Origin of the sequence: Thalassotalea fonticola (assembly GCF_032911225.1) — a bacterium.
In the GTDB taxonomy this organism is placed as follows: Bacteria; Pseudomonadota; Gammaproteobacteria; order Enterobacterales; family Alteromonadaceae; genus Thalassotalea_A; species Thalassotalea_A fonticola.
In genome coordinates this window covers 2,914,074-2,932,180 of record NZ_CP136600.1, presented here as the reverse complement: position 1 = coordinate 2,932,180, position 18,107 = coordinate 2,914,074, and the positions used below count along the sequence as shown (strand labels likewise).

The 18,107-nt window shown below is 38.4% G+C and carries 16 protein-coding genes; 6 read left to right on the top strand and 10 right to left on the bottom strand.

Features of this window, described 5'->3' with window-relative positions; all coding sequences use genetic code 11:
* Window positions 1–62 precede the first annotated feature (62 nt).
* The 6 genes from gmk to RI844_RS11835 all read right to left on the bottom strand — a co-directional run bounded on the left by gmk (window position 63) and on the right by RI844_RS11835 (window position 5,555).
* A complete protein-coding gene (gmk, locus tag RI844_RS11860) occupies window positions 63–695 on the bottom strand; it encodes a guanylate kinase (protein ID WP_348394880.1) in 633 nt (210 codons plus the stop codon).
* An 87-nt stretch (window positions 696–782) separates the two neighbouring features.
* Window positions 783–1,535, bottom strand: a complete 753-nt coding sequence (locus RI844_RS11855; protein ID WP_348394879.1) for a sulfotransferase-like domain-containing protein — start codon at window positions 1,533–1,535, stop codon at window positions 783–785.
* A 31-nt stretch (window positions 1,536–1,566) separates the two neighbouring features.
* The gene (locus RI844_RS11850; protein ID WP_348394878.1) at window positions 1,567–2,490 is read right to left on the bottom strand and encodes an aminotransferase class IV; all 924 of its coding nucleotides are present in this window, start codon (window positions 2,488–2,490) and stop codon (window positions 1,567–1,569) included.
* A gap of 479 nt (window positions 2,491–2,969) precedes the next feature.
* Complete coding sequence (locus RI844_RS11845; protein ID WP_348394877.1) at window positions 2,970–4,157, bottom strand: amino acid aminotransferase; 1,188 nt, start codon at window positions 4,155–4,157, stop codon at window positions 2,970–2,972.
* A gap of 123 nt (window positions 4,158–4,280) precedes the next feature.
* Complete coding sequence (locus tag RI844_RS11840; RefSeq protein ID WP_348394876.1) at window positions 4,281–4,985, bottom strand: DUF445 domain-containing protein; 705 nt, start codon at window positions 4,983–4,985, stop codon at window positions 4,281–4,283.
* 90 nt (window positions 4,986–5,075) lie between these two features.
* A complete protein-coding gene (locus tag RI844_RS11835) occupies window positions 5,076–5,555 on the bottom strand; it encodes a hypothetical protein (RefSeq protein ID WP_348394875.1) in 480 nt (159 codons plus the stop codon).
* Window positions 5,556–5,982: 427 nt separating this feature from the next.
* On the opposite strand from RI844_RS11835, the gene RI844_RS11830 reads away from it, so the two are divergent.
* The gene (locus RI844_RS11830) at window positions 5,983–7,338 is read left to right on the top strand and encodes an APC family permease (protein ID WP_348394874.1); all 1,356 of its coding nucleotides are present in this window, start codon (window positions 5,983–5,985) and stop codon (window positions 7,336–7,338) included.
* Between the two features lie 70 nt (window positions 7,339–7,408).
* Here RI844_RS11830 and RI844_RS11825 read toward each other — a convergent pair whose 3' ends face one another.
* From RI844_RS11825 to RI844_RS11810, 4 genes are all read right to left on the bottom strand, one after another.
* A complete protein-coding gene (locus RI844_RS11825; protein ID WP_348398346.1) occupies window positions 7,409–7,726 on the bottom strand; it encodes an antibiotic biosynthesis monooxygenase family protein in 318 nt (105 codons plus the stop codon).
* Complete coding sequence (locus tag RI844_RS11820) at window positions 7,710–8,339, bottom strand: DUF938 domain-containing protein (protein WP_348394873.1); 630 nt, start codon at window positions 8,337–8,339, stop codon at window positions 7,710–7,712. The genes RI844_RS11825 and RI844_RS11820 overlap by 17 nt, the downstream gene beginning before the upstream one ends.
* A 151-nt stretch (window positions 8,340–8,490) precedes the next feature.
* Window positions 8,491–9,360, bottom strand: coding sequence for a mechanosensitive ion channel family protein (locus RI844_RS11815; protein ID WP_348394872.1), 870 nt, complete (start codon window positions 9,358–9,360; stop codon window positions 8,491–8,493).
* 326 nt (window positions 9,361–9,686) lie between these two features.
* Window positions 9,687–11,483 carry an acyl-CoA dehydrogenase C-terminal domain-containing protein gene (locus RI844_RS11810; protein WP_348394871.1) on the bottom strand — a complete coding sequence of 599 codons (1,797 nt, stop codon included), beginning with the start codon at window positions 11,481–11,483 and terminating at the stop codon, window positions 9,687–9,689.
* 209 nt (window positions 11,484–11,692) lie between these two features.
* Between RI844_RS11810 and RI844_RS11805 the strand changes: the two genes are divergently transcribed.
* The 5 genes from RI844_RS11805 to xdhC all read left to right on the top strand — a co-directional run bounded on the left by RI844_RS11805 (window position 11,693) and on the right by xdhC (window position 18,097).
* A complete protein-coding gene (locus tag RI844_RS11805) occupies window positions 11,693–12,061 on the top strand; it encodes a CidA/LrgA family protein (protein WP_348394870.1) in 369 nt (122 codons plus the stop codon).
* Window positions 12,051–12,782: an LrgB family protein gene (locus RI844_RS11800; protein ID WP_348394869.1), complete on the top strand. Its 732-nt coding sequence runs from the start codon at window positions 12,051–12,053 to the stop codon at window positions 12,780–12,782. Before RI844_RS11805 ends, RI844_RS11800 begins: the two co-directional genes overlap by 11 nt.
* A gap of 553 nt (window positions 12,783–13,335) precedes the next feature.
* Window positions 13,336–14,796, top strand: a complete 1,461-nt coding sequence (gene xdhA, locus RI844_RS11795; protein WP_348394868.1) for a xanthine dehydrogenase small subunit — start codon at window positions 13,336–13,338, stop codon at window positions 14,794–14,796.
* Window positions 14,789–17,158, top strand: coding sequence for a xanthine dehydrogenase molybdopterin binding subunit (gene xdhB / locus RI844_RS11790; RefSeq protein WP_348394867.1), 2,370 nt, complete (start codon window positions 14,789–14,791; stop codon window positions 17,156–17,158). Before xdhA ends, xdhB begins: the two co-directional genes overlap by 8 nt.
* A 21-nt stretch (window positions 17,159–17,179) precedes the next feature.
* On the top strand, window positions 17,180–18,097 hold the full coding sequence (xdhC, locus tag RI844_RS11785) for a xanthine dehydrogenase accessory protein XdhC (RefSeq protein ID WP_348394866.1): 918 nt from the start codon (window positions 17,180–17,182) through the stop codon (window positions 18,095–18,097).
* The last annotated feature ends 10 nt before the right edge of the window (window positions 18,098–18,107 follow it).

Sequence of the window (18,107 nt, the reverse complement as noted above, 5' to 3'; positions counted from 1 at the left end):
CTTAAACTTTATGCTAGCAATTTGATCAAATCAGCGAATGTTTTGATCCTTTAATCGATTAACTAAAGACCTTTACCTGCCAGTCTTGTTAATAACTCTTGATGTTTCTCTGCTTGCTGAGATTGTTTTAGTCGTTGGTTATTAATAATGGTATTTAAATCAGTGATGGCAACATCAAAATCATCATTAATTACTATGTAATCGAACTCTTGATAATGAGAGCATTCAGATTCTGCTTTTTCCATGCGCTCGGCAATAATTTCTTCACTGTCTTGACCACGATTGCGTAGTCGCTGCTGCAATTCTTCTCTGCTTGGTGGACAAATGAAAATAGTCGTGACTTGTGGTTTTTTCAAACGTACCTGCTGAGCACCTTGCCAATCAATATCTAAAAATACATCTACGCCTTGCTGAAGCTGCTCATCGATAGCTGTTTCTGAAGTGCCGTAATAATTACCAAACACTTCTGCCCATTCATAAAATGCGCCGTCAGCAATCAATTGCTTGAATTGCTTAACACTGACGAAATGGTAATGCACACCATCAATTTCACCCGGGCGCGGTTCACGGGTAGTGTGCGACACTGAAACTTGCAGTGGGCGAGGATTGTTTTGCTCAAGTAGTTCTTTAATTAAGCTAGACTTTCCAGCGCCACTTGGCGCTGATAAAATAAATAAATTGCCGATTATAGCCACAACAGTTTCCAAATATTTAATGAACTTTCATTGTTTTAAGCACGCTATTCTAACTGAAAACAGCCAATGAAATAAAATATTCTTTTGTTATCGGTCTAATTTTATCTTCTCTCCTGTTACGATAATTCGTTTCTTGTACAACTGCTGATAATAGTTATCATTTTCCTGAGCTAACTGCTTTTGTTGAGTCGTAAGTTTTATCAAGGGCTCTTGATAAGGGGCAAATGAATTTGACGCTTCTACATTCTCATACCAATGCTTAGCCCAGACACCATCACTGTTGCGCTTGCCTTTTGGCCAACTAAGCATATCTTCATCAAACTCAATAGCAAGACTTTCACATAACTTGCTTAAAATACCTCTTGGGTTGATTAGCACATCTTTGCTGTCGATAATGGGAATATCTTGGCCGGTGATATCAGTTATCTGTTGGTACAACTCTAATTGACGCTTTATACCAATGTCTTCAGTGCTTACCGTAGGCATTTTCTTTACGTAGGAGTTAATAACAAACAAAGGATCACGAATTAAAAAGCAGTGCCGTAATTTTTTGGTCCAGGTTAAATCGATATCATCGAGCATATGATGTGTCATGTGCTTTTGATAAAAGATCTTCCCTTGATATTGCTCCTGGCTTAATTGCTCGCTAACTTCTTGCCAGCTGCTTGATTGACTGGCTAATACATCTTTTGCCATTGGATGGTCAGCTTTGGTCTGTGCTAAATAATAGGCATAAAACGGTTCATCAACGACTTGTGTGTCATTACGATTTTCCCAAGAGCGCATCATTGCAGTAGATATATTTCTTGGGCCAGACCACATAGCAATCTTTAACGTCATGGTGTTTCCTTCGTTATTCTTGGCAATGGAATTAACCGAAATCTTTAGCAATCATATCTTTATAAAGGTCTTGTAAGCGGGTTACAATTTCGCCTTTACCTGCTCTTTGTTGATAGTCACCAATATCTCGGCCATCAACACATTTAACCGGTGTCACACCGGCAAATGTTCCGGTCACAAATGCTTCATCAGCGCCATAAACTTCAGAAAGGGTGAAGTTTTTCTGATAAACCTTAATGTCATTTTCCTCGCACAGTTTGATGATGTTTGAACGGGTAATACCTGACAAACAATAATCGCCTGTTGAAGTCCATACTTCGCCATTGCGAACAATAAAGAAATGAGTTGAGTTACAGGTAGAAACAAAGCCGTGAGGGTCCAACATCAGCGCTTCATCAGCGCCAGCCTTGGTTGCTTGTATACAGCCGAAAATACAATTGAGCTTCGAATGACTATTTAGCTTTTGGTCTTGAACATCTGGATAGCCTCTGCGTACGTAAACTGTATATAGGTTCAGACCTTTATCAAGAGCGTCGGGCGAAGGCATTTTATATTCAGGAATGATCACTATAGTTGCAGGGGTAATAGTTACCCGTGGATCTTGGTAGGGGGTAGACTTCACTCCACGACTCACCATTAATCTAATATGCACATTATTATGCATGTCATTAGCTTGGCAGGTTTCAAATATTCTATTAATCAGTTCGACTTTACTAATACCAATTTCCATATCGAGAGCTTTTGCACCTTCATACAGGCGCTGCATATGTTGATTAATAAAAGGTAATTTGCCATGGTGCAATCGAAGGCCTTCCCAGACCCCATCACCAAGAATAAAGCCGGAATCGAATACCGAAACCTTTGCCTGATCACGATGAAATAATTCGCCATTAATATTTATTTGTATGTCAGCATTACGAGGATCGTCATTGCTGTGGTGACTGCCTGTTCCCATAAATTACTCGAATTTAAAATATAGATATCCTAACTTATTAGAATTGGTATAAAGGAGCAATATAAATTTTGTTGATGATGATTTGATTTAGCAGAAAGAAAAATGGCCACTCAAGGAGTGGCCAAATACAGATCTGCTGTTAATTACTTCTACGGATAACTTGCAGCGAATTAAAAGCTTAGCAATTGGTTGGCAATACTTTTAATTTTAAGGTACTTGGGAGTAAACCTTGCGAATTGGAAGATAAATCAGTAATGCGTTTTAAGCAATTTAAAGGCGATTAAATAATCATCAAATTTATATGTATTATTTATCTATTTAGAATTATAAATATTTAAATGGATAAAATTCAGACCGTTAAAGTTATTTTAGGAAAAAAAAAGACTTCCATTATGAAAGTCTTTTTTGTCTATTGTGTACTAATCCTCAGCAGAAAAGGCTTGCTTTTCAAGTGAAGTGATTTATTTATCTTTGCTTTGCTATAAAATTTTAGCAATAGACTCAGCTAAATAATCAACATTGCTATTCGCAATACCAGCAATACTCATGCGGCTAGAGCCAACCATATAGATGCTATATTCATCTTGCAGAAGTTGTACTTGCTCAGGGGTGATACCTAAGAAAGAGAACATGCCCTTTTGCTCGGTAATAAAGCTAAAGTCTCGAGCAACGCCTTGTGCTTTTAGGTTATCTACAAGCAATTGACGATTGCCATTAATGCGATTACGCATGACAGCCAGCTCTTCATGCCATTGGTTACGTAATTCATCAGACGTTAAAATAGTTTCAACGATTGCGGCACCATGTGCTGGTGGCATAGAATAAATGCAACGTACTACGCTTAATAAAACTGAATTAGCGATATCTGTAGTGGCTACATCTTTACCGATAATAGTACATGCACCAATACGTTCGCGGTATAAGCCAAAGTTTTTCGAACATGAACTGCATAAGATCATTTCTTCAACGCTAGTGGCCATTAAACGCACACCGTAAGCATCTTCTTCTAAACCATCACCAAAACCTTGATAGGCCATATCAATTAATGGCGTGAAGCCTTTTTCAGCGGCCAATGCGCATACTTGTTGCCATTGTTGCTGGTTTAAATCCATACCGCTTGGGTTATGACAACAAGCATGGAGTAATACCACGTCTTCTTTGCCTACGTTGGCAAGCGCTGAAATCATTTCTTCAAATTTTAATGATTTGTTCTCATAATCATAATATGGGTAAGTTTTTACGGTTAGGCCGGCAGCTTGAAATAAACCGGTATGGTTTGCCCAAGTTGGGTCACTCACCCAGATAGTTGCACCTGGCTTGCAGGCTTTTATAAATTCTGCCGCTACACGAAGTGCGCCAGTACCGCCTGGCGTTGATACCGTTCGAACTCTATTTTGTGCAATAACATCATGCTCACCAAAAGCAAGTTTGGCCATTTCATCATTAAAAGATGCTGAGCCGGTAGGACCGATATAGACCTTGGTATCTTCAGTATCTAAACGAAATTTTTCAGCAGCTTTTACACAATCTAAAATTGCAGTATGACCTGCTTCGTTTTTATAAACACCAACACCCAAATCAATCTTGTTGGGATTTTGATCTATTCTGTATTTTGCCAATAAACCTAAGATAGGATCGGCTGGTAGAGCTGTTAGATTACCGAACATGGTTCCTTTACCTTTTTATGATGAGCATTCTTTGTGAATACTTTAGTGTTAAAGCGCAAGCATATATTAGTTAGCGGTTAAAATTAAGGCTAAACTGCCGGCTTTTTGATATATTTTTTCTTTTTACATTAAGTATGATGAAATACACCCGATAACGCCACCAAATACACCACCCCAAACAACTAACCAGCCAAGGTGCTTCTTGATCATTTCTTGAATAATTTCTTTTACCATTTGTGGGGTTAGTTCATCTAAACGTTTGTTGATGATGTCTTCAACTTTGTCTCGCATTGAACCAACAACGCTAGGCCGCTCAAGCTCATTGCGCACTAATTCATTAAAGCTATCACTTTCGGTGATTTCTACCAGCGAGGTTTTCATTTTTTCAATGAACGATTCTTTTAAAGGGGTAAGTGCTTCTGTACCGCCAAACATAGCGAGCATGCCACCAAATGAAGACTCTTCAATGGTACTTACTAATGAATTGAAAGCGGGTTCTAAGTCCACTTTTTTAATTACCGGGGTTAAATCGAAATGACTTGCCGCGCCGCTTTTTTCTGATAGGAATTTATCGATGTTTTCCTCAGTAAAAAACTGCTTCATCATTAAATCACGAATACCGGCCTTAAAATCTTCAAACCGGGCAGGGATCACACCTGAACCATATAACCCCGGTACTTTTTCAAAAAGCATGTGTATTGCTAAGGCATTGGTAATTGCGCCAGATACGGCAAAAATACCAATAGAAAATAACATGCTATGGCTTAACACATAGCCGGCAGTGGCAATTGCAAAGGCAATTAAATTAGTGACGAGACTTTTATTCACAATAAAACCATTTTACTCATATAAAGATTACGTTGGTGTTATGGTATCAATCTTCGATCAACTGATACAAGCTTAGTATTGATATGTTAACTATTTATTGGAATCGCTATTTCCTAAATATTTTAGCGTTTGATTATTAACACATTGGGTAAAGCTTTTTTGTCTTTCAGCTCGTGGTAATTGCGCTAATACAGTATCGACTTGTTCAAGATTTTGCTGTTGTTCGCTCTCTGGCAAATGACTCATTTGATCACTGAAACAAGCTTTAATACCGTAGTTTAGCGCATTGTCTGAAGCTAAATTATCTTCACCTAAACAATCACTTAAATTAGTAGCTAATAAATCTTTATCCATGTCATTAATTAAAAACTCAAGCGTATATTGTTGCTGTTGCGGTTTATTTAAATGACAACCATAAAACATATCGGCAACGGCAACTATTGGCATCAACTGTTGGTGAAGCTCTGAAAACTGTTTAACCATATCATCTGGATTTACTGGTTTTGTTTGCGTAGCGGCAAAAAGTAAATCACTAAAAATAAGGGAAGTGAAGAAAATAAATAAGCGCATAAAGGAGTTCAATTACTAGATTTGTACATAGTTTAACGCAGTTGCTTGGTGAGGGAAATAAGCGCTGAAAAATTACTGAAGTCACAGTGATAATTGAGTAAATCTATAGTTCACGTTTACTGCATTAGTTATGCTTTTGACACATTGAATTTTCTCTAATTACAAATCTAAAACCATCCATGTAGCAAAAAAAAAGCACCTAAAGTAGGTGCTTAAAAGGGATATCTCAGGGAGAGAAAACGAATGAAATCTTCATTCAATAGTTGTCATTATAAAGCGCTTTTATTTTAAAGCTGTTACCAAGTTGTAATTGTTCGAGCTAGTTTGTTATCGGCTATAAAGTAAGCATGAAAATGGCTTTTTAAATTAAAAGCATCAATACTGACTAAAGTTAAAAACTTTATAAAAACCAAGAGAATAGTTAAATATGTCGGGTGGAAGCTTAATCAGGACGTTATCGAAAAGAGAAGTGCTAGTATTAGCGGTTGGCGCTATGATTGGCTGGAGTTGGGTAATTATGACCGGTGTTTGGTTAACTTCTGCTGGTACTTTAGGCGCTCTATTGGCCTTTTTAGTTGGCGGCTTTGCCATATTACTAATTAGCTTAACCTATGCTGAGCTAGTATCAGCCATGCCTAAAGTGGGTGGAGAACATGTATACACCGAAAGAGCGTTCGGCCGAACCGGTTCATTTATCTGTACTTGGGCAATCATTATGGCCTATGTCACTGTACCTACCTTTGAATCAGCGGCATTACCTGTCGCCATTGAGTATTTATTTCCAAACTTAGAAGCTGGCTATTTATGGTCAGTGTTTGATGCAGACGTATATATCAGCTATGCAATTATTGGTGTGTTGGCAACAATAGTAATGACAACTATTAATGTTTTAGGCATTAAGTTTATGGCGGTAGTACAAACGACTATTACCGCTAGTTTTTTAATCGTTGGTTTAATGTTTTTAATGGGCGTGGCAAGTGAGTTTAACTTAACTTACTTAACGCCTTTATTTGTTGATGAACATAAGGGGTTCTTTGCTGTGTTGGCAATGATACCAGCACTGATGATTGGCTTTGATGTTATTCCCCAATCCGCTCAGGAAATAAATCTAGAGCCTAAAATTATTGGCAAAGTATTGGTCTTTTCTGTGGCAATAGCTGTGCTTTGGTATTGCCTTATCTGTTTAGGTGTCGCGCTTTCTATGAATTCAGCTCAATTAAACAATAGCACCATGGCTACCGCAGATGCTCACGCTAATGTATGGCATGGTCAATGGGCCGGAAACTTAACCGTTTTAGGAGGAATTGCCGGAATCATTACAAGTTGGAATGCATTTATTCTAGGAGGCAGCCGGGCAATTTATGCATTAGCTAAAGCGGGGCAGCTGCCAGCGCCTTTTGCCAAATTACATCCTAAATATAATACACCTTACATTGCTATTATCTTTATTGGGTTCTTGTGTTGTATCTCGCCATTTTTTGGTAAAACTATTTTAGTATGGCTGATTAATGCCGGCAGTTTTGCTGTTGTTATCGGTTATGGCATGGTGGCCTACGCTTTTTTAAAGTTACGCCAACTTGAACCTGATATGCCAAGACCATTTAGGGTGAAGCATGGGCAACTGGTCGGCTGGAGTGCTCTTATTGTTAGCATTTGTCTTGCGTGGATTTATCTACCATGGGGGCCAAGTTCATTACTTTGGCCTTATGAATGGGTGATGGTTTTAGCTTGGTCAGTACTTGGCTTCATTTTGTTTTTAATGGCAAAAACCAAGCAACCATAAATTTACTTACGCATAATACCATTCTGCATAAGCACTGAGTTGACTATATACTTATGCAGACAGGTATAAGTCACATTTGATAGTCTCTTTCTACTTTACTGATGCGAGTAATGTAGTGGCTATACCATTGATGTTTGCCTTTCGATTGAGCCACCTGATGATCTGTTTGCGCTTTCCATTGCTTAATTGCTGTAATATCTCGCCAATATGAAACAGTAATGCCTACCTCTGAACGTGCAGATTCAATACCTAAAAAACCATCTTGCTTAGTGGCCAAATTAACCATTAGATCTGCCATTTTGTCATATTCTGGATCTTCTGATTTTAGCGTTGAAGTAAATATAACTGCGTAATAAGGGGGCTTAGGTGTTTTAGCAAACATTTTTATTTGTCCATATTAATAATTGATTATTAGCTGGCATAGCAATGTCATGAATAAGCTTGAGTCCAACATTTGTCGCCAGTTCATTTGTTTTTTCAAAATCTCTTATGCCACTAACCGGATCTCGATTTTGCAGCCATTGCTGAAAATTTTCATTACTTACGCTGGTATATTTACCATTATATTTAAACGGACCATATATGCATAAGTAGCTATTGTTGTTTAGGCATTGAGGTAAATGTTTGAACATCGCAACAACGTGTTGCCATGACATGATGTGAAGCGTATTAGCACTAAAAATCACGTCGTACTTTTCTGCTGGCCATTGTGTAGCATTACTTACATCGAGGTTAATAGCAGGTTTTATATTATTGACGTTATGATGTTGCAAGTTTTCATTTAAGTCATTAATTAAACTAAGTTGATCACTTGGCTGCCAAGTTAATCTTGGTAGTAATCGGCAAATGTGCAGCGCATGCTGTCCAGAATAGCTGCCAATTTCTAATACCGAATTTTTGGATGATAAAATAGGTAAAAGCCGCGCTAAAATGGCATCTTTATTACGTTCACAAGAAGGTGAAAAATTTAAGGTGTTTTCTTCGTTTGTTAGCAATGTCATACTCAAATTGATAGTTTTCCCTATATAGCAGGGTGGTATAAATAAAACAGAAAATACACCATCCATGGCATTTCTGCATATAATTCTTCCATGAATAAAACAGCCACTCTAAAAGTGGCTGTTTGAGTTTATTAGGTGTTATGAAGGTTTATCATGCTTCGTTATTCATTGGGATCATATGTACATCGCGTTGTGGGAATGGGATGCTAATGCCTTCACGATCAAACGCTAATTTCATTTCTTCATGAATGCCAAAATAGACAGGCCAGTAATCATCGCTTTTTGCCCATGGGCGAACAAAGAAGTTGACTGAATTATCACCATGTTCGGCTAACCAAATATCGGGAGCAGGTTTTGTTAGTACTCTTTCATCTGCCTCCAAAACACTTTTAATAACCTCTTTCACTTTTGGTATTGAGTCAGAATAGCTTACGCCAAATTTCATATCTACACGACGAACTTTCTGGGTAAAATCATTTACTAAACAACCATTCGAGAGCAACCCGTTAGGGATAAATACTTTACGATTATCATAAGTGATCATTATGGTGTTAAAGATCTGAATTTCATGAATTGTACCTTCAAATCCTTGTGCTTCTATCACATCTCCTGCTTTAAATGGACGGAAAAATAAGATAATAATACCACCGGCAAAGTTAGCTAAACTACCTTGTAATGCCAAACCAATTGCTAAACCTGCGGCACCTAATAAGGCAATAAGTGATGCTGTTTCTATACCAATCATCGAGGCAAATATAATAATTGAAATGGTTCTTAGGGCGATATTGATAATGCTAAGTAAAAACTTGTGTAAAGTAACTTCGACTTTACGTGCGGTCATGCCCATATCGACGAGTTTAACAATACGTTTAACAATCCAAGTTGTTACCCATAAAACTAATACCGCGACCAACATTTTTGTGCTGAATGTGATGGCTAAATCGATAAAGGTATCTAAATGTTTTTGGATTACTTCTATATCAATATTTTCTAAAACTTCGGCGGATTCAATTGCATCCATTAGTCGACCCTTATTATTTTTAATTTAATAAACTTATACTAATTCTAAAAGCTACTTAATTATCATCGAATGGAAAGATTTTATTAGAGTTAATATTTACTCTATTGAATATAGTAGAAAAATATAAAAAGTGATGAATGCTTTTGTTAATTAATGATATTTTTTGTCTTTTAAAATCCAAGGTCAATATTTTCAATTTGATTTATAGGGCTCATCATAAATCTGAAATAAAAAAGGCTGATAATCAACTGTTAACAGCCTTTTAATTTGGTTATACCAGTTCCGATAATTTATTGGTCAATAAATTATCGGGCTTGGTATTAGATTTAAAATATAAAATCTTCGCTGTCTAATGCCATCATACTGTCTGCTCCATTAACCATGCAGGCAGCATGACCTTTTGCTCTTGGTAATATGCGATCAAAATAAAATTTAGCGGTTTTAAGTTTTGCCTGATAAAAGTCTTCTTCAGCAGTGCCCTTAGCTAATGTATCTGAAGCTGTTTTGGCCATTTTAGCCCAGAAATAGGCAAGGGTGACATAACCAGCATACATTAGGTAATCAACTGAAGCTGCACCAACTTCATCAGGATTTATCATCGCCTTAGCGCCAATGTCTTGCGTATATTTAGCTAACTCCTCAACATACTTCCCTAATATGATGCAGTAATTTGTTAATGCTGGATTTTGGCCGTTTGCATGGCAAAATACACCAATTTCAGTAGCAAAACCTTTTAACAACTCTCCCTTTGAACCCAAGATCTTACGGCCTAATAAATCAAGCGCTTGTATGCCTGTAGTGCCTTCATATAAACAACTAATTTTGGTATCGCGCATTAGTTGTTCCATGCCCCACTCTTTAATAAAGCCATGACCGCCAAGAATTTGTACACCATGACTTGCGCATTCTAATCCTGCTTCAGTTAAAAATGCTTTGGCAATAGGTGTTAACAGCGCTAGGTTTGTTTCGGCTTTTGCTATGTCCACTTGCTCTTTGCTTGCCTGTACAATATCGACTTGTTGCGATAAATAGCCAATCAGAGCTCGGCCCCCCTCGCTTATAGATTTTTGGGTTAATAGCATGCGACGAACATCAGGATGAACAATGATCGCATCGGCAGGTCCATCAGGGTTTTTAACACCAGACATAGAGCGCATTTGTAAGCGATCTTTTGCATAAGCTAATGAGCCTTGAAAAGCGGCATCAGCCGCAGCAACACCTTCATTTGCAACACCCAAGCGCGCGGCATTCATAAAAGTAAACATACAATTTAAGCCGCGATTAACTTCGCCAATTAAATGGCCAGTGGCATTATCAAAATTGATCACACAAGTAGAGCTGCCATTTATGCCCATTTTGTGTTCAATTGAACCACAAGTGACGCCATTTTTATCAGAGATAGAGCCATCATCATTAACGTTAAATTTAGGCACAATAAATAACGAGATGCCACGGGTACCTTCAGGTGAGCCTGGAATGCGAGCGATTACCACATGAACAATATTTTCAGACATATCGTGTTCACCTGCGGAGATGAAAATTTTGCTGCCGTTAATACGGTAGCTACCATCGTCATTTAACTCTGCTTTACTGCGTAACATACCTAAATCGGTGCCACAATGAGCTTCAGTTAAACACATAGTACCAGTCCAAGTGCCTTCAACTAACTTGGGTAAAAACATTTGTTTCTGTATTTCACTACCGTGAGCTTCAAGAGTGGCCATACAACCGTGACTCAGTCCAGGGTACATAGCAAAACTATGATTAGCAGCAGAGCTATATTCACCAATTGCGGAATTTAGTGAAGCAGGTAAACCTTGTCCGCCAAATTCAACGGGTTGTGAAAGAGTCGGCCAACCACTCTCAACGTATTGTTGATACGCTTCCTTAAAACCATCCGGTGTACTAACTTCGCCATCAACCCAAGTACAACCTTGTTGATCACCAATTTGATTAATCGGGGCAATTACTTGTTCATTAAATTTTGCGGCCTCATTAATGATGGCGTCGACCATTTCTAAACTGGCATCTTCATAACCCAAACGTTGATAATGATCTTCACAATTTAATAATTCTTGCATGACAAATTTTGTGTCACGAATTGGCGCTTTATATTCTGGCATTGTTCACTCAAAGGTAATTTAATTAGTTTTATCCTTGGTCAGATGCTTTGTTAAAGTATGGATTTTTAACTCGTCAGACCACTGACCTGTTCTCATACCATAAAACTTAGTTTTCAATAAATCAAATGAATTTACACATTAGTGCTGCTATCATTTACTTTTAATTTACCTCTTGATTAAGTAAATCCTCAATATTCAAAGGGCTTTTCATGGACTTTATCTTAGGCTTCACCTTGTTGTTATTATTTCAGCTACTCGGTGAAATTATTGTTATCTTTTTTGAATTACCAGTCTCTGGCCCTGTAATGGGAATAGTGCTGTTACTTATCGCTCTGCTAATAAAAGGTAGTGTTGGTAAATCGCTAAACAATGCATCTACGACCCTTATAGGACATTTATCAATAATGTTTGTCCCTGTCAGTGTGGGATTGATGGCGCATTATGAGCTTTTAATGAATGAGTGGCTGGCAATTACAGTTACTCTGTTAGGAAGTACTATTATAATGCTGGTGAGCACAGCATTACTCATGTCTATTACCAGCCGATTTTTTGCTAAAGAGACAAAACATGACGTTTGATGAAAAGCTTTCAGCAGTATGGATATTGATTCAAGAGTCTCCCTTAACTGGAATTAGCATTACATTATTGGCATATGTATTAGCTATGTACCTATATAAGAAATCAGATTACAAACCAATCTTAAGCCCCTTTATTACCTCAATGATTGTGGTAGTTAGTGTCTTGTTGATTACTGGCATCAGTTATGAAAACTACTTTGCTGGTGGCAAATTCATTCATTTCTTACTTGGTCCAGCAACAGTAGCATTAGCAATTCCTTTGTATCATCAATTACATAGGATCAAACAATTGTTTTTTCCAATCATGATCACCTTAGTGGCATCAGTTTTTATTGGATCATTGAGCGCCATTGGAATCGCTGATTTATTTGGTGCAAGCCTTGAAACGCAAATATCCTTAGCGCCTAAATCCGTAACTACTCCGGTTGCTATGGGAATATCAGAGCAAATCGGTGGCATAGTCTCATTGTCTGCAGGACTCGCCGCAACCACTGGAGTGCTGGGTGGGGTTATCGGCCTAAAAATATTCTCATTAATTGGTGTTACCGATGATCGATATAGAGGGTTTGCTATGGGCTTAACTTCCCATGGGTTAGGAACGGCAGTAGCATTCCAAGAAAGTAATACTATGGGCGCATTTTCTGGGTTAGGCATGGCGTTAGCGTCATTTACTACCGCATTTATGTTGCCGTGGCTACTAAGTCTTCTGGCGATAATATAAAAATCGATAGCTATATATTGCATTAATGCACTCGAGATTAATGCAATATATGGTTTATTCTCATTTGAAATGAAAATAAGAATAAATTAGTAACGGCCGGTTAGCTAATTCACCAACCAATCATTTATACCACCTCATATATCTATTTTACCCATCCTCAGGCAATTATTTTAGAGTTATGCAGCGACATTAATCCCCCCAACGTTACTGATTTTTTACAATTCTGCCGGATAAATCCCAATTTTCATTACAAATTTGTAGTATAAAAAAATTAATTACAAAGCAACCAATGGTTTTGATTGTAAACTTTCAAGTAAGCAATAAAAAACCACCGTTTTCATTTATTTGTATGATTTATATGTATTTTTTGTTTGGCGTTAGTCTTTTTTGTTAATCGTTATCTTATTCGTAACGCTATAAAATTTTGTTTTTTCTATGTCGAATTGTATATTTTTATAAAATTGACACTTGTGTCAGGTTTTTATTCTGATATATTTAAATGATAGCAAATTGATCAACATCAAATTAAATCAGATCAACCACGGAACAAATTATGACAAATAGTACAATTCGTTTCTTATTAAACAACGACGTTGTGACAATAGAAAACATCGACCCGAATTTGACGGTTCTGCAATATCTACGCGAAATACAATTTAATACAGGTACCAAGGAGGGTTGTGCTTCAGGTGATTGCGGTGCTTGTACCGTAGTACTCGCAGAACTAGATACCGACAATGTAGGTCAACTTAGTTATAAATCAATTAACTCGTGTATTACCTTCGTTGGTAACTTACATGGCAAGCAATTGATCACCGTTGAAGATTTGAAGGATGGGGCAAAGTTACACCATGCTCAACAAACTATTGTTGATAACCACGGTTCACAATGTGGCTTCTGCACCCCGGGGTTTGTTATGTCGTCATTTGCTTTACATAAGCAAAATAAAACACCAAATCGTGCACAAGTGCTTGAAGCGTTAGCAGGTAATCTATGTCGTTGTACTGGCTACCGTTCAATCATAGAAGCGGCAATCACTTCAAGCAAAGAGTGTGAAGAAGACTCTTTTGCGAAGCATTATCAACAAACGTTGGCAACACTTACAGAATTTAAGAAATTGCCTACTCCTACCTTAACGGGCAATGGTCATAATTTTATTGCACCAAAAAATATTGATGAATTAGCTACTGAGTTAACTAATGAGCCTAAGTCGACGTTGGTTGCTGGTGGTACAGATTTAGCACTGTCAGTGACGCAAAATTTAGCCACCGTAGATAAACTTGTTTACGTTGGTAACGTTGAAGAATTAACGACTATTGCAGAAACAGATACAGAGATAGTTATCGGCTCTGCACTACCTTACAGCCAGTTTATTGATACCTTGCATCATTATTACCCTGATTTGGGGGATATGATTGAGCGTATCGGCTCAAAGCAAGTACGTAACACTGGTACTTTAGGTGGTAACGTAGGTAACGCATCACCTATTGGTGATATGCCTCCTGCACTTATTGCTCTTGGCGCTACAATGACGTTGCATGTTAACGGCAGTGAACGCACGATTTTAGTCGAAGACTACTTTGTCGACTACAAGAAGACAGTGCTTAAACCTTCTGAATTTATCAAGTCAATACAAATCCCTAAACCAACTGCTGGTCAAACCTTAAAACTATACAAAATATCAAAACGTATTGATGACGATATTTCTGCTGTATTAGCAGCAATCTTTATTGAGCAAGAAGGTCAGAAAATCAACAATATTCGCATTGCTTTTGGTGGTATGGCTGCTATTCCTAAACGAGCTCCTGCAGCTGAAGCCGTGTTGCAAGGCAATAGCTTAACTAAAGAATCGGTCGTTCAAGCAAAAACAGCGTTAACAACCGATTTCCAACCGATGTCTGATGTTCGTGCTTCAGACAAATACCGTATGCGCGTTGCTCAAAACCTAATTGAAAAATGCTATTTAGAGCTGCAAAGCAAAACTATAGAAACACGAGTGGTAAATTATGCGTAGCCTGATTGATGTAAAAAAAGCAAGTTCAAACAGTGATAAAAGTGTTGTTAATGGACAAGATAATGTTGGTTTAGGTGGTGTCGGCCGCTCTAAAAAACATGAAAGTGCAGACAAGCAAGTTGCCGGTGAAGCGATTTATGTTGATGACCGTCCAGCATTGCGGGGTGAATTACATGCTGCTGTAGGTCAATCAACTATTGCTCACGGTAACATTCTTTCTATGGACCTATCCGCTGTTAAATCCGCGGAAGGTGTTATCGCAGTAATTACTGTTGAAGACGTTCCTGGGCATACCGACATTGGCCCAGTATTCCCCGGTGACCCTGTACTTGCCATTGGCAAAGTAGAATTTATTGGTCAACCGCTTTTTGCCGTAGCAGCAACAAGTTACGACCTTGCTCGGAAAGCCGTTAAACTAGCAAAAGTTGAGTATGAAGAGCTTGAAGCTGTATTAACGGTTAAAGTTGCGTTAGCGAAGCAAAATTTTGTTCGTCCGCCATTTACGATGAAACGTGGTGATTCAGAGTCAGCTATTGCCAACGCAGAACATCAATTGTCAGGAGAAATTGTCGTAGGTGGTCAAGAGCATATGTATCTTGAAGGCCAAGTATCAACTGCTGAGCCAACCGAAGATGGCGGCATGAATATTCACACTTCATCACAGCATCCAAGTGAAGTGCAAAAATTAGTTGCTGAAGTTTTAGACATTCCATTAAACAAAGTATTAGTCGATATGCGCCGTATGGGCGGTGGTTTTGGCGGTAAAGAAACACAAGCAGCACCTTGGGCGTGTATTGCAGCCTTACTTGCGAATGAAACAAAACGTCCGGTTAAATTTAAATTAGGTCGTATGGACGATATGATCATGACGGGTAAACGTCATCCATTTGAAAATAACTACACAGTTGGTTTTGACGCAAATGGTCAGATCAAAGGTATTAACATTGAAGTAAATGGTAACTGTGGTTATTCACCGGATTTATCAGATGCAATTGTCGATAGAGCGATGTTTCATTCTGATAATGCCTACTTCTTAGATCAAGCAACTGTTACTGGCAATCGTTGTAAACTAAACACTGTTTCGCATACTGCTTATCGTGGTTTTGGTGGCCCTCAAGGTATGATGACTATCGAAATGGTCATGGATGAAATTGCTCGTCATTTAGGTAAAGACCCATTAGAAATTAGAAAAATTAACCTATATGGTGGTGAAGGTCGAAATGAAACACATTATCATCAAGAAGTTGAGCATAACAATTTACCTGAAATCATAGAGTCATTAGAAGAAAGCTCTGATTATCAAGCTCGTCGTAATGCGGTTACTGAATTTAATGCAAACAATGCAATACTGAAAAAAGGTATTGCCTTAACGCCGGTTAAATTTGGTATTTCATTTACGGTTCAACACTTAAACCAGGCAGGCGCATTAGTTCATATCTATACTGATGGCACAATTCATTTAAGCCATGGTGGTAGTGAAATGGGACAAGGCTTGAATACTAAAGTAGCACAAATTGTTGCCGAAGAATTTCAAGTTGATGTTGATACTGTTGCTATTTCTTCAGCTCGTACTGATAAGGTACCAAACTCGTCACCAACCGCAGCATCTTCTGGTACTGATCTAAATGGTAAAGCGGCAGAAGCTGCAGCAAAAACCATTAAGCAACGGTTAATTGACTTTGCTTGTGAAACGTACCAAGTAAGCGCTGAACAAGTTAAATTTGCAAATAACAACATTATTGTGGGTGAGCAAACCTTTAGTTTTGCTGAGTTTTCGCAAATCGCTTATATGGGACGTGTGTCTTTATCGTCTACTGGCTTCTACAAGACCCCTAAAATCCACTTCGACCGCGCTACCGGTAAAGGACGCCCGTTCTTTTACTACGCAACTGGCGCTGCCGTTTCTGAAGTTATTATTGATACGTTAACCGGTGAATATAAAACATTAAGAACAGATATCTTACAAGATGTAGGTCACTCAATTAACCCTGCTATAGATATTGGCCAAATTGAAGGAGCGTTTGTGCAAGGTATGGGGTGGTTAACGACTGAAGAGTTGGTTTGGAATGAGCAAGGTCGTCTACTTTCAAATAACCCTGCAACTTATAAAATTCCAGCGATTAATGATGCGCCTGAAGATTTCAGAGTTGCCTTAGTACCAGATGCACCAAACCGTGAACACACAATTTACAATTCAAAAGCCGTTGGTGAACCACCATTTATGTTAGGTATGGCGGTGTGGTCAGCGCTTAAAGATGCTGTAGCAAGTGTTGCTGATTATAAAGTCAGCCCGGTACTTGATACACCAGCAACGCCAGAACGAGTGCTTTTTGCTGTTGAAGCAATGAAAGCACAATCGTAACAGCATATTAGGAGAAACCTGATGACTACTGATAATAATTGGAACTGGAATAGCGCGTCTTATCAATTCAGTAAACAGGGCCGAGCCTATGTGTTAGTGACATTGGTTGGCGTGTCTGGTTCAACGCCAAGAAACAGTGGTACTAAAATGGTCATCACCGAAGATGATATTTTTGACACTATTGGTGGTGGTCATCTTGAGCATAAAACCATTAAATATGCGAAAACTATGCTGGCATCAGGTAAAAATGCACAGCATTTAGAGCATTTTCAACTTGGCAGTAATTTAGGTCAGTGTTGTGGTGGCAACGCCACGGTATTGTTTGAATGTTTTGCTGCTGTTGGCGTCAACATTATGCTGTTTGGCGCAGGTCATGTTGGCAAAGCATTGATGCCAATTTTAGCGCAACTACCTTGTCAGGTAACTTGGGTCGACAGTCGTGAAGAGCAGTTTCCTGCCAACATCGATAGTTATCATAATGTGCATAAAGTGGTTAGCGATGAGCCAGAGCTTGAAGTTAAAAGCATGCCGGTAAACAGCTATTACATAGTGATGACTCATAATCATCAAATGGACTTTGACATTTCACAAGCAATTTTAAAACGTGGTGACTTTGCTTATTTTGGTTTAATCGCCTCAGACACTAAAAAACGTCGTTTTGAGCAACGCTTTAAACACCGTGAAATTGACCCTCAACAGGTTGCGCGGATGAATTGCCCAATTGGGCTTGAGCAAGTCGGTGGCAAACTACCAATGGAAGTTGCGGTGTCGATTGCTGGCGAAGTTATTCATCATTATCAGAGTGAAATGCAGCAAGCCGAAACTCAAGCAGCAAACATAATAAACAAACAACCGTCAAAAAAACGTCCGGTTTCTCAACAGGGCATTCATTGGCAAGAATTTAAACAACTACTGACCAGCGAAGAATTAAGTAGTTAGTCGTAAAACA

Bases quoted from the DNA above. Each gene is read 5' to 3' on its own strand.
- RI844_RS11855 (WP_348394879.1), bottom strand. From the start codon at position 1,535: ATGACGTTAAAGATTGCTATGTGGTCTGGCCCAAGAAATATATCTACT.
- RI844_RS11850 (WP_348394878.1), bottom strand. From the start codon at position 2,490: ATGGGAACAGGCAGTCACCACAGCAATGACGATCCTCGTAATGCTGAC.
- RI844_RS11845 (WP_348394877.1), bottom strand. From the start codon at position 4,157: ATGTTCGGTAATCTAACAGCTCTACCAGCCGATCCTATCTTAGGTTTA.
- RI844_RS11835 (WP_348394875.1), bottom strand. From the start codon at position 5,555: ATGCGCTTATTTATTTTCTTCACTTCCCTTATTTTTAGTGATTTACTT.
- RI844_RS11830 (WP_348394874.1), top strand. From the start codon at position 5,983: ATGTCGGGTGGAAGCTTAATCAGGACGTTATCGAAAAGAGAAGTGCTA.
- RI844_RS11820 (WP_348394873.1), bottom strand. From the start codon at position 8,339: ATGACATTGCTAACAAACGAAGAAAACACCTTAAATTTTTCACCTTCT.
- RI844_RS11815 (WP_348394872.1), bottom strand. From the start codon at position 9,360: ATGGATGCAATTGAATCCGCCGAAGTTTTAGAAAATATTGATATAGAA.
- RI844_RS11810 (WP_348394871.1), bottom strand. From the start codon at position 11,483: ATGCCAGAATATAAAGCGCCAATTCGTGACACAAAATTTGTCATGCAA.
- RI844_RS11805 (WP_348394870.1), top strand. From the start codon at position 11,693: ATGGACTTTATCTTAGGCTTCACCTTGTTGTTATTATTTCAGCTACTC.
- RI844_RS11800 (WP_348394869.1), top strand. From the start codon at position 12,051: ATGACGTTTGATGAAAAGCTTTCAGCAGTATGGATATTGATTCAAGAG.
- xdhA (WP_348394868.1), top strand. From the start codon at position 13,336: ATGACAAATAGTACAATTCGTTTCTTATTAAACAACGACGTTGTGACA.
- xdhB (WP_348394867.1), top strand. From the start codon at position 14,789: ATGCGTAGCCTGATTGATGTAAAAAAAGCAAGTTCAAACAGTGATAAA.
- xdhC (WP_348394866.1), top strand. From the start codon at position 17,180: ATGACTACTGATAATAATTGGAACTGGAATAGCGCGTCTTATCAATTC.